General features: G+C 74.8%; 12 protein-coding genes. 2 read left to right on the top strand and 10 right to left on the bottom strand.

Annotated elements, in window-relative coordinates:
• Window positions 1-96: 96 nt before the first annotated feature.
• Together lysA and AB0D01_RS34245 are read right to left on the bottom strand one after the other, a co-directional pair.
• Complete coding sequence (gene lysA / locus AB0D01_RS34250; protein WP_363062273.1) at window positions 97-1431, bottom strand: diaminopimelate decarboxylase; 1335 nt, start codon at window positions 1429-1431, stop codon at window positions 97-99.
• A gap of 11 nt (window positions 1432-1442) precedes the next feature.
• A complete protein-coding gene (locus AB0D01_RS34245) occupies window positions 1443-1781 on the bottom strand; it encodes an SAV_915 family protein (protein WP_363062271.1) in 339 nt (112 codons plus the stop codon).
• Window positions 1782-2101: 320 nt separating this feature from the next.
• Here AB0D01_RS34245 and AB0D01_RS34240 point away from each other — a divergent pair, with 320 nt between their 5' ends.
• Window positions 2102-2617, top strand: coding sequence for a universal stress protein (locus AB0D01_RS34240; protein WP_363062269.1), 516 nt, complete (start codon window positions 2102-2104; stop codon window positions 2615-2617).
• A 34-nt stretch (window positions 2618-2651) separates the two neighbouring features.
• Here the strand turns inward: AB0D01_RS34240 and AB0D01_RS34235 are convergent, their stop codons facing one another.
• The 8 genes from AB0D01_RS34235 to AB0D01_RS34200 form a co-directional block, all read right to left on the bottom strand.
• A complete protein-coding gene (locus AB0D01_RS34235) occupies window positions 2652-3314 on the bottom strand; it encodes a spherulation-specific family 4 protein (protein WP_363062267.1) in 663 nt (220 codons plus the stop codon).
• The gene (locus AB0D01_RS34230; protein ID WP_363062265.1) at window positions 3311-4219 is read right to left on the bottom strand and encodes an NAD-dependent epimerase/dehydratase; all 909 of its coding nucleotides are present in this window, start codon (window positions 4217-4219) and stop codon (window positions 3311-3313) included. Before AB0D01_RS34230 ends, AB0D01_RS34235 begins: the two co-directional genes overlap by 4 nt.
• A 7-nt stretch (window positions 4220-4226) precedes the next feature.
• Window positions 4227-4940, bottom strand: a complete 714-nt coding sequence (locus AB0D01_RS34225) for a sugar phosphate nucleotidyltransferase (RefSeq protein WP_363062263.1) — start codon at window positions 4938-4940, stop codon at window positions 4227-4229.
• Between the two features lie 77 nt (window positions 4941-5017).
• Window positions 5018-6019, bottom strand: coding sequence for a GDP-mannose 4,6-dehydratase (locus tag AB0D01_RS34220; RefSeq protein WP_363062261.1), 1002 nt, complete (start codon window positions 6017-6019; stop codon window positions 5018-5020).
• 148 nt (window positions 6020-6167) lie between these two features.
• Window positions 6168-7577, bottom strand: coding sequence for a hypothetical protein (locus tag AB0D01_RS34215; RefSeq protein WP_363062259.1), 1410 nt, complete (start codon window positions 7575-7577; stop codon window positions 6168-6170).
• Window positions 7574-9169: a GT4 family glycosyltransferase PelF gene (pelF, locus tag AB0D01_RS34210; protein ID WP_363062257.1), complete on the bottom strand. Its 1596-nt coding sequence runs from the start codon at window positions 9167-9169 to the stop codon at window positions 7574-7576. The genes AB0D01_RS34215 and pelF overlap by 4 nt, the downstream gene beginning before the upstream one ends.
• An 86-nt stretch (window positions 9170-9255) precedes the next feature.
• The gene (locus AB0D01_RS34205) at window positions 9256-11400 is read right to left on the bottom strand and encodes a hypothetical protein (protein WP_363062255.1); all 2145 of its coding nucleotides are present in this window, start codon (window positions 11398-11400) and stop codon (window positions 9256-9258) included.
• A gap of 401 nt (window positions 11401-11801) precedes the next feature.
• Window positions 11802-12326 carry a hypothetical protein gene (locus AB0D01_RS34200; RefSeq protein ID WP_363062253.1) on the bottom strand — a complete coding sequence of 175 codons (525 nt, stop codon included), beginning with the start codon at window positions 12324-12326 and terminating at the stop codon, window positions 11802-11804.
• A gap of 523 nt (window positions 12327-12849) precedes the next feature.
• Between AB0D01_RS34200 and AB0D01_RS34195 the strand changes: the two genes are divergently transcribed.
• Window positions 12850-15558: an AAA family ATPase gene (locus AB0D01_RS34195; RefSeq protein ID WP_363062251.1), complete on the top strand. Its 2709-nt coding sequence runs from the start codon at window positions 12850-12852 to the stop codon at window positions 15556-15558.
• Window positions 15559-15646 lie beyond the last annotated feature (88 nt).

Genomic DNA, 15646 nt, shown 5'->3' with positions numbered 1-15646 from the left:
CGGTACGCGGGCTTCCGCCCGGCACGCCGAGAGCACGCACCGGACGCCGCGGGGCCGCCCTCCGGGCGACGACGGGAGTTCTACGACAGGCCCTGGCTAGTCGCCGACGTCCCGGCTGCGGAAGTCCTGAAGGGTCTCGCGCCGCACCAGCAGCCGGGCCGTGCCGCCGTCCACCGCCACCACCGGGGGCCGGCCGACCATGTTGTAGCCCGAGGCCATCGACAGCTGGTACGCCCCCGACACCGGTACGGCCAGCAGGTCCCCGGGCCGGACGTCCTCGGGCAGCGACACGTCCGCGGCGAGGACGTCGCCCGCCTCGCAGTGCCGGCCCACCACCGTGGCCGCGCACGGCTCGGCGGCGGAGCGGCGGCCGACGAGCCGGGGCGCGTACCGCACCCCGTACAGGGCCGGCCGGGGGTTGTCGCTCATGCCCCCGTCCACGGCGACGAACGTCCGCGCGGCGCCGCGCTTCACCGCGAGCACCCGGTACAGGGCCACCCCCGCCGGCCCCACGACCGCCCGGCCCGGCTCGATCGCCAGCCTCGGCACGGCGAGACCCGCCGCCGCGCAGCTCGCCACCAGCTCGGCACGCAGCCGGCGGGCCAGGGCGGTCGGGTCCAGCGCCGCCTCGCCGGGACGGTAGGCGACGCCGTGGCCGCCGCCCATGTCCAGCTCGGACAGCACCGCCCCGTGCGCGTCGCGGACGCGGGCCATCAGCCCCACCATGCGGCGCACGGCGGCCACGTACGGTTTGACCTCGGTGATCTGCGAGCCGATGTGGCAGTGCAGGCCCGTCAGTTCGAGCCGCGGTTGGCTCAGGATCCGGGCGATGGCGTGCTGCGCGGACCCGTCCGTCAGGGACAGCCCGAACTTCTGGTCGTCGGTGCCCGTACGGATCTTCTCGTGCCCGCCGGCCATGATGCCCGGCACCACCCGCACCATCACCTTCTGCGGGCCGCCGGTCCCCACCGCCGCGGCGAGCCGGGCGATCTCGGACGGGCTGTCGATGACGATCCGGCCCACCCCGAGCCGCAGCGCCGCCTCCACGTCGTGCGGCGACTTCGCGTTGCCGTGCAGCAGCACGCGCTCCGCCGGGAATCCCGCCGTCACGGCGAGTTCGAGCTCGCCCGCCGAGCACACGTCCAGCCCGAGCCCCTCCTCGTCGATCCAGCGGACCATGGCCCGGGACAGGAAGGCCTTGGCGGCGTACAACACGTCGGCGTCCGGGAAGGCGTCCCGGTAGGTGCGGCAGCGGGCCCGCACCTCGCCCTCGTCCAGCACGTACACCGGGGTGTCGAACCGGTCGGCGATCTCGGCGAGGGACACCCCGCCGACGGCGAGACCGCCCTGCGGCAGCCGGCGCGCCGAGGCCGGCCAGACGGACAGGTCGTCGGCGTCCGCGCGCGTCTCCGGGGCTGCGGTCACGGTCATGACGGCCCCCCTCAGACGCTGTGGACGGTGAGCCGGTCCGACCGCACGGCCGTCGGAGCGGCCGCGGGAGCCGACAGCGTCGGATCGACGGTGATCAGCCGCGCACCGAGCGGCTCGCACAGCTCCCGCAGCAACGCCTCCGACAACCGCACGCAGCCCTGCCGCTCGCCGAGGGTGGCCGTGAGCCGCTCCCTGCGGGTGAACCCGACGGCCGTCCGCGCGCCCAGCGGCGTGCGGAACAGGCGGATCACCGCCCCGCTTCCGTCTCCCGGCCGGACGGGCACGTACAGCAGCCCGGCCGGGATCCGTTCTTCGGGCTCGGGGTCTTCTTCGTACCGGAACAGACACATGGGGCTCTCCCTGGGGAACCGCGGACGATGGTCGGCGCCCCGGTCGCGGGGAGGCGGTCGGAGCGCGTCACCGAAGCTATCCCCGCCCCCGCCTCCCGCGCGCCGCCCCCTGACGCGACCTTGACGCGGAGCGGCCGAGTCCATACACGTCGCTGACGGTCGGCGGGCCGCCGGCCGGCGCCCGCGTCAGGGAAGCGTACGGGTCCGGGCCCCCGGCGTCAGAGGACCGTCAAGGCGGCTGCCGGGCGCCCCTCCCGCGTCGTTCCATGGGCCGCGAAAGCCGAAGTGGGGCGGGCGGACGACAGGAGGGCGGGGCAGCCGTGCGAGGACGGGTGGTGGCGGGTACGTGCGGATCCCTCGGGAGCCTCACGGCCCTGCACCGGGCGGCCGAAGAGGCCCGAACGAGGGACGCCGAGCTGTGGGTCGTATTGGCCTGGCAGCCACCCCTCGGCGGTCCGGGCGCCCGGGGTGGCGGCGGGACCCCGCTGTTGACGGGCTGCCGCGAGGGGGCCGTCCGACGGCTGCGCGAGATCCTGCGCACCGCCTTCGGCGACGGCCCGCCGGGCGTGACCCTGGCCGGCCTCACGGTCCGGGGAACCCCGGGCGCGGCGCTCGTCGACACCGTCCGCGACCCCGGTGACCTGCTCGTCGTCGGGACGGGGTCCCGTACGCCGCTGCTGCGGGCCCTGTGCCCGTCGGTGTCGCGCTACTGCCTCGCCCACGCCCCGTGCCCGGTCCTCGCGGTGCCGCACAGCCCGCTCCAGGCCGACCTGGAGGCCGTGCACCGGCGGGGCGGCCGGCGTCGACCGCTGAACGTCGCGGACCTGACGGGGTGAGCGCCCCGCCCGCGCGGACCGCCCCGCGAGCCGGCTACCGGTCCGCCGCGTCCAGGGCCGGCGTCAACCGGTTCCAGGGATTGGGCAGTTCGCCGGTCACCGGCCCCGAGACCGCCGCGCCCCGCTCGCGCGCGGTGCGGACGGCCAGCGGCACCAGGGCCTCGGGCACCCCGTAGACGAGGTGGCAGAACCGCTCGGGCGGGAGCCGGCCCGTCCACGACGGCCGGGTGAACGCCGAGACGTACGTCGACCAGTGCCCCTCGAAGGTGACGGTGAGGTCGGCGAGCCGGACGTAGCCGGCCGTCGGGTGGACCCCCGGGTTCAACACCACGGTCGTCACCCCGAGCCGGCGCAACGACCGGACCAGCCGGCGACAGCCGGCCAGTCCCTCCCGCGTCGCCGTCACCCGGTCGAGGAAACAGCCGTCGGCCCCGTACCACTCCCGGTAGCGGCACATCTCCTGGATGATCTCGGCCTGCCCGCGGGACCCGTAGTCGGTGTCCACGTACGCCAACAGCCGGGCGCCCGCCGTACGCAACGCCGAGGCCGCCGCGGCGAACGCCGGATCGGGGCGCGCGCCCGGCCCGTCGGCCGGATTGAGCACCACCCCGTAGGTGGCGGCGGCGCCCGTGATCAGGCGGTGCCAGGCTCCGGGGTCCTCGGCGGGGTGCACGTACAGCGGAACGAGCAGGCTCATGGGCTCCCGGTTCCTCCCGCGGCGGTCGCCGCCCACAGCGTGGCGAGCGTGTCGTCGAGGCCGTGGGCCGGGCGCCAGCCGAGGGCCTCCTCGGCGGCGGTGATGTCGGAGCACTGCCACGACACCTGGGCCGAGCGGGCCGACCCGCCGTCGGCCTCCTCGATCCGGCCCCGGAAGCCCGCCCGCGCGGCCAGGACCCGCACCAGCTCGCGGACCGGCACAGCCCGACCGGCGCCGATGTTCAGTACGGGCGGCAGCGGCCCCGGCGCGGTCACCGCGAGCGCCACCGCCCGGGCGACGTCGCGCACGTCGACGAAGTCCCGGTGCGCGGACAGGTCGCCCAGCCGGAGCACCGCCTCCGGATCCGGGCCGGCCTCGCGCAGCAGGGCCGCGATCCGGCCCGGCAGTCCGGTCGGCGGGGCGCCGGGTCCCACCGGGTTGCCCACCCGCAGGACCACCCCGTCGAGCCCCGAGGAGGCCACCGCGACGGTGCCGGCGAGTTTCGTCGCCCCGTACGGGGTGACCGGGCGGGTGGCGGCCCACTCGGCCACCCGGGTGTCCGGTTCGCCGGGCCCGTACTCGGCGGCCGAACCCAGGTGGACCAGGCGCGCGGCGGGCGCCGCCTCGCGCAGCGCGGCGCACAGCGCGGCGGGACCGCGGGCGTTGACCTCGGCGAGCGTCACGGCGTCGCCGCCGGTCGCGCCCGCGCAGTTGACCACGGCGTCGGGCGCCGCCGCGGCCAGGGTGTCCGCCAGCCGCTCGGGACGGTCGGCGGCGAGGTCGAGGCCGAAGTCCGCGGCGGGTGAGCGACCGCCGTCGAACACCCGCGCGCCCGGGAGGGCGCGCAGGTGGTCGACGACGTGAGCGCCCAGGTAGCCGGTACGGCCCAGGACGAGAATGCGCATGACGTGCTCAGGCTCCCTTGAGCAGCAGGGACTTGCGGGTGGTGAACTCGGCGTTGGCCCGGTCGTAGTCGTCGGGGCGGCCTATGTCGAGCCAGTAGCCGTCGAACGCGTAGGAATGGGGCAGGTTCTGACTGCGCAGCAGGTCCAGGACGAGTTCGTCGAAGCCGAGCGGCAGGCCGGGGGTGTAGCCGTCCAGGGTGGCCCGGCTCAGACCGTACACGCCCATCGAGACGTGGTAGTCCATGCTCGGCTTCTCGGTGAAGCCGACCACGCGACTGGCGTCGGTGGTCAGCACGCCGAAGTCGATGTGCACCTTGCGGGGGTAGGTCGCGATGGTCAGGGGCGCCCCCGAGGCCTCGTGGCTGCGCAGGACGTCGGCGTAGTCGAGGTCGGTGAGGACGTCGCCGTTCATCACGAGGAAGTTCTCGGGGAGCCGGTCGCGCAGGTTCAGCAGCGGGCCGATGGTGCCGAGGGGGCTCTCCTCGGTGGCGTAGTCGATGCTCATGCCCCACTGCGAGCCGTCGCCGACGTAGGCCCGGATGATCTCCCCGAGGTGGCCGATGGCGATGGTGCAGCGGGTGAAGCCGGCCCGCGAGAGCTGGCGCAGCACGATCTCCAGGATGGCGTGCTGGTCGCCGATGGGCACGAGCGGCTTGGGCAGGGCCGTGGTGTAGGGCCGCAGCCGAACGCCCTTGCCGCCCGCCAGGATCACTGCGTACATGGGGTCTCCTCCTTGGTCAGGTGGGGGGACTTCGAGTGACGTGGGTCGTGGGTGAACGTCGGCGGAACGCGTGGGGGTCAGATGTTGTAGATGCCGGTCTTGTAGCGGCTCAGGTTGGCCGGGTCGCGGAAGAACTCGACGGTGTGCGCGAGGCCCTGCTCCAGCGTGTGCGCCGGCTGCCACCCGGTGGCCTCGACGAGCCGGCCCGCGTCGGCGACCAGGCGCATCACCTCGGAGGCCGGCGGGCGCAGGCGCGCGTCGTCCTCGCGGACCTCGATCGGGGCGTCCATGACCTTGCCGATCAGGCCGACCAGGTCCGCGACCGAGATCTCGCCGCCGGTACCGGAGTTGAACGTCCGCCCCACCACCCGTTCCGCGGGGGCGGTGCCGACGGCGAGGAAGGCCTGGGCGGTGTCCTTGACGTAGCTGAAGTCGCGGGTGGGACGCAGGTCGCCGAGGGTGATGACGCGTTCTCCGGCCGCCACCTGGCCGATCACGGTGGGGATCACCGCCCGCATGGACTGGCGCGGCCCGTAGGTGTTGAACGGGCGAAGCGTGACCACGGGGGTCTCGAAGCTCGCGTGGTAGCTGTCGGCCAGCCGGTCCCCGCCGGCCTTCGAGGCGGCGTACGGGGACTGGGTGTTGATGGGGTGGTCCTCGGTGATCGGGACGGTCTGCGCGGTCCCGTACGTCTCGCTGGTGGAGGTGTGCACCAGGCGGGGCGTGCCGAGGGAACGGACGGCCTCCAGCACGTTCAGGGTGCCGGTGACGTTGGTGTCGACGTAGCTGTGCGGCGCCCGGTACGAGTACGGGATGGCGATGAGCGCGGCCAGGTGGTAGGCGGCCTCGGCGCCTTCGAGCAGGCCGCGGACGGAGCCGGGGTCGCGGACGTCACCGAGGACGATCTCGACCTGGTCGAGGACGTCCGGCGCCAGGGTCTCCAACCATCCGTAGGAGGAGAAGGAGTTGTACTGGGCCATGGCCCGGACGCGGTAGCCGCGGGCGACCAGGGCCTCGGTGAGGTGGGAACCGATGAAGCCCTCGGCTCCCGTGACGGCGGCGAGCGGTGCGGAAGTCAACTGCCTTGCCCTTCTGGTGGATGTGGACCCGCGTCCGGGGACGAGGGGCGGAAACAACGACGAACGACGACGAACGACAAAGAACGAGAATGAACGGCGACGAGCGGGGACGGGAGCGGGGAGCGGGTGGGAGCCCCCCGGCCGGCCGTCAGGTGTGTCGGGCCGGCCGCCCGAGGATCCACAGCGCACAGCCCGCCAGCAGCAGCGCGGCCGGACCGAAGGCCAGTGGCAGGACCGTAGGGCCCGGCGCCAGGCCGAGCGCCGTGACCGCGCCCGCCCCGCCCGCCGCCGCCGTACAGATGACGGCCGGCGGCCAGGCCACCCCGAAGGCCTGGAGCAGCAGCGCGGTCCACAGGGTCGCCGCGAGCGCCGGCAGCGTGACCGGGGCGGCGCCCGTCAGCAGGGCCACGGGCAGCAGGAGCACCACGTACGCCGACAGGCACAGCGCGAGCACCCCGGCCGACCTCAGCAGGAACCCGACGGGTGTGGCCGCCGCCCCGAGCGCGGTGACGGACAGTCCCCGGAAGCGGTACAGCAGCCATTCGGCCGGCCCCATGCTCACGGTGAGGGCGATCACCGCGTACGGTTCCTGCCGCCCCTCCAGCAGCACCAGCACCGCCGCCGCCAGGCCGAACAGGCCGTACGGCAGGGAGCGCAGCAGCCGGGGCCGGGGGCCCGCGTCGGCCGCCGCCGGGGCGGAGTGGGCGGCGCGCAGCGACCGGGCGGCCGCCCCCAGCGTCGCGAGGAGCGCGAGGACGGGGAGCCCCGTACGGATCACCGGCCCCGGCTCCCACCAGGGCAGGACGGCCCCGCCGGCGATCAACGGGGTGAGCGCCGCCAGCAGCAGGCGCTCGCGGCCCAGCACCAGCAGCACGCCGGCCGCGGCGAGGTAGAGGGACTGCGCGGCCGCCGCCCAGATCACCGGCCCGCCCCCGGCGGGCACCGCCGCGGCGGCGGTGGCGCACAGGGCCCCGACCGGGGCTCCCACCAGCAGGGTGCGGCCCGCCTCCCGACGGCCGGTCACCATGCGCAGGTAGGCCCGGTGTCCGAGGGCCTGTCCCCAGGCCCAGGAGACGATGCCGGCGACGACCAGCGCGGTGGCGTGCCGGCCCGGGTTCCACAGCGGCGCCGTCAACAGGTACGCCAGACCGGGCAGGGCGAACAGCACCCCGCGCAGCAGGCACCGCACGTGGTCCGGCCGCCACGGGTCGGGCCCCTTGGAGGGTTCCACGAAGACCCGGGGCACCCGTTCGAACAGCGCGGCCGCCAGGGAGAAGATGTTCGGGTGCCCGTACCGTTCCCGGATCACGTCGGCCGAAAGGCCGTCCGCCTCCAGCAGCGCGGCCACCTCGTAGGGGTGGACGGCCGGGCCGACGCGGTCGGCCAGTTCGGCGGCGAGCCGGCTGACCTCCTCCTCGTTCGGTCCGAAGGAGGGCAGCCGCAGGGTGAGGGTGGCGTCGGTGCGCTGGTGGCGCGGTGCCCGCCGGGTGTCGGCCAGCCGCAGCGTCAGCGTGTCCTGGTTGGACCCGCCGGGTTCGAGTGACATCGGCCCGCTCATCCGGCCAGACTCCCCGCTCCGGCGCCGCCGCCGGTCCCGGTCCCCGTGAGGACCCCGCCGGCGGGCACCGGCCCGACCGACGCCGGTACGCCGCGCACGCCGAGGGTGCCGGCGGAGGCCGCCGGGACCCGCGCCAGGCGTGCCGCGCGGTCGAGTTCGGGCAGTTCCAGGTAGATGGAACGGAAGGTGTCGATGGTCTGGCGCAGGGTGAACTGCTCGATGACCCTCAGCCGCGCCGCCTCGCCCATCGAGGCCCGGCGCCGGGCGTCCCCGAGCAGTTCCAGGGCGGCGCCGGCCATGGCGGCCGGGTCGCGCGGCGGGACCACGAGGCCCGCCTCGCCGACCGCCTCCCGCACCCCTCCCACGTCGGTGGAGACGGTCGCCCGCCCGCAGGACATGGCTTCGATGAGGGTGAAGGGGAAGCCTTCGCTGATGCTCGACAGCATGACGACGTTGCCCGCGGCGTAGGCGTCCTTGATGTCGTCGACCCGGCCCTCGAAGGTGACGGAGTCCGCGTGCCCGAGGTCGCGGGCCAGCGCCTCGCAGCGCTCGCGGTACGCCTCCCCGCCGCGCGGGGTCCCGCCGAACAGGCGCAGCCGGGCTTCGGGTACGCGTTCGCGGACCAGGGCGAAGGCGCGGATCAGCGTTTCGAGGTCCTTGATCGGGTCGACCCGGCCGGCCCAGCTGAGCGTCGGCACGTCCGGTTCCGGCCCGGCGGGCGGGAAGGCTGCGGGGTCGACGCCGTTGTAGACCGTGCGGATGGACTGCGGGTCGGCGCCGCCCTGCTCCTCCCACAGCCGGTTGTAGCGGTTGCCGGGGGTGATCAGGGCGGCCCGGCGGTAGCTCTCCTCGGCCAGCAGTCGGAAGAAGCCGAGGACGACGGCCTTCACCGGCCAGCGGTACGGGGCGGTGCGGTAGCCCAGGTAGCGTTCGCGCAGGTAGACGCCGTGTTCGGTCAGGAGCAGGGGGACGTCGTGCCGTTCCAGGGCGGCCAGTCCGGGCAGGACGGCGACGCCGCCGCTGACGGCGTGCGCGACCCCGTGTTCCGGTGGGGGAGCGGCCAGCGGGCGCAGGGCGTGCTCCAGCAGGGAGGTCGCGGTGAGGGCGTCGTGCAGGGTCGGCCGGGCCTCGCGCACGGCGAGCCCGGGGCGGTTCCAGACGGCGGACAGGACGGCGATGGCGCGGTCGCCGCGCAGGAACGGGCCGAGGGCGCCGTCGGCCGCGGCGTGCGCCATCGTGTAGAGCGCGGGCGCGAAGCCGGCCTCGGCGCACGGGTCGAGCAGCGAGGTCACGAAGTGCTCGTAGGCGTCGGACAGGCGGCGGTGGGCGCGTCCGCGCGGGGCGCGGCCCTCGGGCGGGGTGCCCCACATCGGGACGGCCCGGACCCCCAGGACGTGCCCGGGCAGGTCCCAGACCACGGGTTCGCGGCCGGTTCCGGTGACCGCGATGACCTCGAAGTCGATGTCGGGCATGCCCTGGACGAGTTGGTCGCACCAGACGCTGACGCCGCCGTGACTGTGGGGATACGTGCCTTCGGTGAGCAGGGTGACGCGCGTCGCGCCGGGGCGTCGCGCGCCGTGGTGAACGTACATGCGGGTGCTCCACGGCAGGTGTGTGGGGGTGGGTCGGACCGGTCCCGGCCGCGTGGTGGCGGCGGTCGGGACCGGCGTACGCCGTCTCAGCGCCGGTCGGTTTCGGCGCCGGACTCCCGTACGGCCGCGGGGACGTGGGCGCCCGGGGCGGGGGCGACGGCCGGCGCGGACCGCGGCGCGGTCACGGCGGACGGGGCCGCGGGCGCCGACGCGGGCAGGGCCAGCATCAGCGGGGTGCCCGTCGAGGGGGTCCAGCCGGAGACCTGCCCGGCGTACGGGCTGCCGTACGCGGCGCCGGTGGGGCCGCCCTGCCGGGTGCCGGCGGGCAGGGTCGCGGTGACGTCGAGCCCGGCGGGGGCGGTGACGGTCACGGTGTCGCCGATGCGGTGGGCGCTGACCTGCCCGGCCTTGACGGCGGCCTTCCAGGCGCCGCGGCGCTGGAGTTCCAGGCCGGTGTCCTTCATCCGCTGGTTGACCAGGGGCGTGTTGTCGGCGAAGAGGGCCTGGTAGCCGTCGATGACGCCGTTCAGCACGGGGTAGGCGAGGCGCTCCTCGGCCAGGTTGGACTGGTGGATGAAGTGCGGCTTCGGGTCGTTGGACAGGACGTGCCCGAGCGCGGTCCGGGTCTCGATCGGCACGATGTGGCCGGCGTACGCCGTGGCCGGGTCGAGCGGGGCGGGCAGGCAGGTGGTGGTGTCCGCGTGGTCCTCGCAGATGCCGCTGCCGCCCTGGGCCCGGGAGGTGTAGATCCAGTTGTACTCGTCGACGGCCTCGGCGGCCTTGCCGACGTTGTAGTACACGTTCACCGGGTAGCGGGCGACGGTGGCGGCCGATCCGACCCGGCGCTGCTCGGGATCGCGGGAGTTGTCGGAGGCGAGCCACTTGATGCCGGTGCCGGTCAGGGAGAGGGCGAGGTTGGGGTTGTCCTGGGGCTGCTGCGGGAGGACCGCCATGCCCGAGTGCTCGCCGGTGACCAGTTCGTCGTTCTGCAGGGGCAGCCCGAAGCTCTGTCCCCAGACGCGGTTGAGGACGATCTCGTCGTCGATGGCGGTCCGGCTGACCCACCTGGTGCCGCCGCCCGGGTTCGTGGCGCACCGCCACGGGACCACGCTGGTGTCCTGTTCGCAGCCGAGGAAGGCGTGCGTGTAGGTGTGGTTGATCCAGCGGAACTCGGCGCGGTCCGCCTGGAGGCGGTCGGCCAGTTCGTCGACCCCGTTGTTGTCCTCGCGCTGGTCGAGGCTGCCGGCCCCGTTGTAGACCATGTCGAGGGTGAAGTCCTTGGAGTCCTGCCAGGACTTGGCGTACGAGGCGTCCGCGGCGGTCATCCGGATGGGGTTGGGCGTGCCGGTCCCGGCCGCGCAGTCGACGTCGCCGGGGGTGCAGTTGAGCACGGTGTCCCAGCGGTCGTCGGCGGCGAAGACGTCGTCGACGTGGACGGCGAAGTAGTTGCGGGAGGCGCCCAGGTGCACGCCGCCGGTCATCCACTCCACGATGCCGCGGGCCAGCAGTCGGTACTGCTGCTGGTAGCGGTTGTAGACGAAGGTGACGACGAGTTCGCGCCGCCCGTCGTGCCGGTACTCGCCGACCAGGGATCCGCGTCGGGCCGTGCCCGGGATGGGGGCGTCGACGTACGGGGTGAAGTCCGCGCCGGGGGCGGGCTGTGCGAGGTAGGCGTAACTCTCGCCCACGGTGGGGGAGTTGTCCTCGAAGGGCACCGCCCCTTCGAGGTAGCCGAAGGGTCCGGAGCGACCGGCGGCGGTGACCTGGGCCTGGACGCCGTCGACGCTGCCGGCGTAGCCGCCGGGGACGAAGTACTGGAGGCCGACCTGGGGGCGCGCGTACGTGTAGGCGTCGACCTGCGGGATCGCGTACGCCTGCTCGTAGGCCGCCAGGGCCGTCATCTCGGTGGAGCCCGCCCCGAACGGGTTGTCGTTCGGCAGCACCACCGCCTGGTACTTGGCGCGCGGCCGGCCGTCGACCGTGTCGGCGAGGAAGGCCGGGTCGATGGTGGGCCGGTCCGGGCGGGTGAGGTCGATCTGCGTGTACGGCGTCCCCGCCGATTCCAGCTCCGCCGTGATGGCCTGCACGGCCGGTCCGCCGTCCGTCACGACCAGCACCCGCAGGTCGACGCGGGGTGTCGTGGTGTCGGCCTGGGCCGTGCCCGCGGGCAGGCCGAGCGCGACGATGAGTGCGCCGACCGATAACGCGGCGGTGCGTATCCTTCGCTTCATGCGGTGAAGTCCCCTCCCCGGGCAGGGGTGAGCACGCTTCGCACGAAGCGGACGCTCCCCCATGGCGCGACGCCGATGTCCCCCTCAGAAACCGGTCGTCGACGCATCCGTCGCGTCACATGGTGGTGCCTGTGTGTAGCTTTCGTGGTGATGTCGCGAAAACCGACGAAAAAAAGTAGGTGCCCAAAGGGCGTCGATCCGGGGCCGGCCGGTCTTCACGGGGCCGCCGGCGGCCCTCAAGCGGAAGCCCGCGGCGGCTCGATGGCCGGTCCGGGCACGAACGAGGCACCGGCGGACCGAAACGGTCCGCCGGTGCGGCACTTCAGAGGTCCAGACCACTCGGGTGTCGGCGGGCGGCGCTTTCCGGCCACCTCCCCGTGGTGCGGGGTCGAGCCGAACCGTCAGGCGCAGAGCACGCGGGTCTCGGGCGTGTAGGCCGGACCGCCACTGGTGTTCGTGCTGTCGCTGAACTCGGCGTAGTAGTAGGAGTAGAAACCTATGTTGCCGTTGCAACCGGAGTCGGCGGCGACCTGGAGCGTCAGGGTGACGGTGCGGCTCTGGCCGGGCGGGATGGTGGCGCCGTAGTTGGCGCCGAGGTCGGACGGGCCGGTGCCGGAGCAGGACGTGGCGCCCGTGGGCGTCGCCAGGCTGCACCCGGTGAAGCTGTACTTCAGGTCGGGGCGCTGGGTGGTCAGCCAGGTCGGGCTGATCGTCTGGTAGACGAACCAGATGTCGTAGGTCTTGTTGTTGGTGAGCGTCATCGAGAGGTTCACCGTGCCGCCGGGGGTCACCGTGGCGGAGTTGGAGGTGAACGTGAGCGCGGCCGGCGCGGGGTCGGCGCTCGCGGCCGGGGCGAGGCCGAACAGGGCCAGGACGAAGGCGAGGACGGTGGCGAGGCCGAGGCGGCTCTTCAGAGGTGATCGCATGGCCCGGGAGGCTAGGGCTGCCTCGAACACGCCGTCTGCCCCTCGGAGGGCGGGGGTGCGGAGAACGGCCGGAAGTGCGCGCCCTGTGAAGGTCCCGCGACGAACCCGTGGCGAGCGGTCACGGAACGTGTAGCGGCAGTCCACGGGCAGTGTCGGGTGGTGTCCGACGGGACGCGCGGTGCCGGACGGACCCCTCGCGCCCCGAACGAGTGATTGGCGCGTACGTGTCACCGCCGTGGCCCGGAACGTCCTCCACCGGTTCGCGGCCCACCCTACCGGCCCCGCGCGCGGGTGCCCGCCGCCGCCCCGACGCACCCTCCCGAGGGGCCCGATCCGGCCGGACGGCCCGTCAACCGAACGATCTGCGGCCCGTATTCGTCTCGACCGGCGACCCTCCCGAATTCGCCACGGAACACACTGCGACTAAGCTCCGCCGGGTACCGCCCGCCCTCCTGTTCGAACGGATGGGGACCACGGGGCGACCACCCCCGCGCACCCCTGCGCGAAGAGCTCCGGGAGTTGCGTGTTGATCGGGCGCCGGCAAGAACGGGCCGTCCTCGCCGAGGCGTTGTCGCCCCGCACCGAGGCGGCGTCGATGCTGCTCCTCGGCGACCCCGGCGTCGGCAAGACGATGCTGCTGGACAGCGCTGTCGAGGAGGCCCTGCGCGCCGGCACCAGGGTCCTGCGGGTCCGGGGCAACGCCGCCGAGGCCGAACTCGCCTTCGCCGGTCTGCACCAGTTGCTGCTGCCCGTCCTCGACTCCGTCGACGGCCTGCCGGTCCGTCAGCGCACGGCGCTGGAAGCGGCGTTCGGCCTGGGGGACGACCCCACCCCGCCCGACCACATGATGATGAGCCTGGCCGTCCTCACCCTCACCTCACAGGTCGCCTCGACCGGACGCCTGCTGCTCGCCGTCGACGACGCCCAGTGGCTCGACCCCGGCAGCTGCCGGGTCCTGGGCTTCCTCGCCCGGCGCCTGGCCGGCGAGTCCATCGCCCTGCTCGTCGCCGCGAGGGGCTGCCGGCGCCCCGACTGGCTGGACCCGGCCGTCCCGCACCTCCTGCTGCCCGCCCTGTCGCCCGCCGAGGCCGAGGAACTCCTCGGCGCCCAACCGGAACCGCCCGTGGGCCCCAACCGCCGGCACGTCCTCGCCACCGCCGCCGGCAACCCCCTCGCCCTGATCGAACTGGCCCGCACGGCCGCCCGCGACGGCCGGCTCCCCGCCGTGGGACCCGTACCCGTCACCGACCTGCTGGAACGGGCCTTCACCAGCCAGGTCGACGAACTGCCCGAGGCCACCCGCGAGGCGCTGCTCGTCGCGGCCGCCGCCGAGGGCGCCGCCCTGTCCGACGTCCTCGCCGCCCTGCCCACCGACCCCGACCCGCGGGTGTGGCTCCCGGCGGAACGGGCCGGCCTCGTCCGGATCGAGGCCGACCGCATACAGTTCCGTCACCCCCTGATCCGTTCGGCCATCTACGGCGCCGCCCCCTTCGCCGACCGCCGGCGCGCCCACCTCGCGCTCGCGGCCGTCCTCGACACCGACCCCGACCGACGCGCCTGGCAGCTGTCGGCCGCCACGCTCGCCCCCGACGCGGAGGTGTCCACCGCCCTGGAGACCACGGCCATGCGGGCCTTCGCCCGGGGCGCCGTCGCCGAGGCCCTCGCCGGCCTGGAACGGGCCGCGCGGCTGAACCCGGACCCCACCGAGCGGACGCGCCTGCTGTCGACCGCGGCCTACGCGGCCGTCGTCGTCGGCGACGTCGACCGGGCCGGCGCCCTCGCCGCGAGCGCCTCGCCCCTCGACGGCGCCCCGGACGCCGTGCGGTGGATCTCCGCCCTGAGCGGCCTGGTGGAGATGCTCATGCTCCGCATGGAACGCGCCTTCGCCCTGGTCCTGCCCGACGAACTGCCCGGCTCGACGCAGATCGACGCCGGCGTCTCCACCATCGCGACCGGCATCGCCTACCACTGCGGGATCCCCGCCCAACGCGAACGGATCCGCCCGATGCTCGCGGCCCGCGGCAGCGAGGACGGCATGGCCGACCATCCCTTCCACCTCTGGGACATCGGCGCCACCGACCCCTTCGCACACGGGAACGCGGTGCGCGAGCGGCTGCCCGCGCTCACCTCCGCGCCCGGCCTGATCCCCACCGAGCACCACACCCTCGGCGTCCTGTGCATGCTGCTCGACGAGACCGAGACGGCGGTCGCCCTGCTCGGCGAGGTGGTCAACCCGCAGTGGGAGGACGCGGCCGACTTCCACGCCGGCACGGCCGCCGCGGACCTGGCCTGGGCCAACCTCGACAGCGGCCGGTGGGCCGACGCCCGGCTCGGCGTCGAGCGGCTCGCCGACCGCTTCCTCGCCGGCCGGCGCGGCCTCGGCTCCGCCCGCGCCCTGGCCGCCCTCGCGACCCTGTGCGCCCTGACCGGGGAACCCGAGACCGCCCTGCGCCACGCCACCGCCGTCCTCGCCGTCACCGAACCGGCCCGCGCCCTCGCCACCGTCGCCCGCGCCCGGCGCGCCGCCGGTCTCGCCGCCACCGCCCAGGGCGACCACGCCGCGGCCTTCCACCACCTGCGGGCGCTCTACGACGCCTCGGGAGCCCCCGTCCACTACCACCTGTCGTGCTACGCCGTCGCCGACCACGCGGCCGCCGCCGTGCTCACCGGCCACGCCGAGGAGGCCCGCGCCGCCCTGGAGGCCGTCACCGTCGAGGTCGGCGACGGGGCCTCGCCCCGACTGCGGCAGATCCTGCTCCGCGCCCGCGCCCTCCTCGCCGAACCGGCCGAGGCCGACGCGTACTTCCAGGCGGCGCTCCAGGACCCGGCCGGAGCGCGCTGGCCCTTCGAACGCGGCCAGGTCCGGCTGGAGTACGGCGAATGGCTGCGCCGACAGCGCCGCGTCGCCGACGCCCGCGCGGCCCTGGCCGAGGCCCGCGAGGTCTTCGAGGGCCTCGGCGCCCCGCACTGGGCCGCCCGGGCCGAGGCGGAGCTGCGGGCGGCGGGCGTCGTCATCGAGTCGCCCCGGACCAGCGCCCTGCGCTCCCTGACGCCGCAGCGGCAGCGCATCGTACGACTGGCCGCGCGGGGCCTGACCAACCGGGAGATCGGCGAACGCCTCTTCCTGTCCCCCCGGACCGTGGGCACCCACCTCTACCAGGCCTTCCCCGTCCTCGGGGTGAGCGCCCGCGCCCAACTGCGCGACGTCGTCGAGCGGGAACCGGGCGAGTGAACGGGCGGGTGAACGGGCGGGTGAGCGGACCCCCGGACACGAGGCAAGTCATGTGACGGATGGCCGCGGCGCCGCCCGGTCCGAGAGT

Source organism: Streptomyces sp. NPDC048606, from assembly GCF_040650855.1.
Lineage (GTDB): Bacteria > Actinomycetota > Actinomycetes > Streptomycetales > Streptomycetaceae > Streptomyces.
This window is presented reverse-complemented; position numbering and strand designations above follow the sequence as displayed.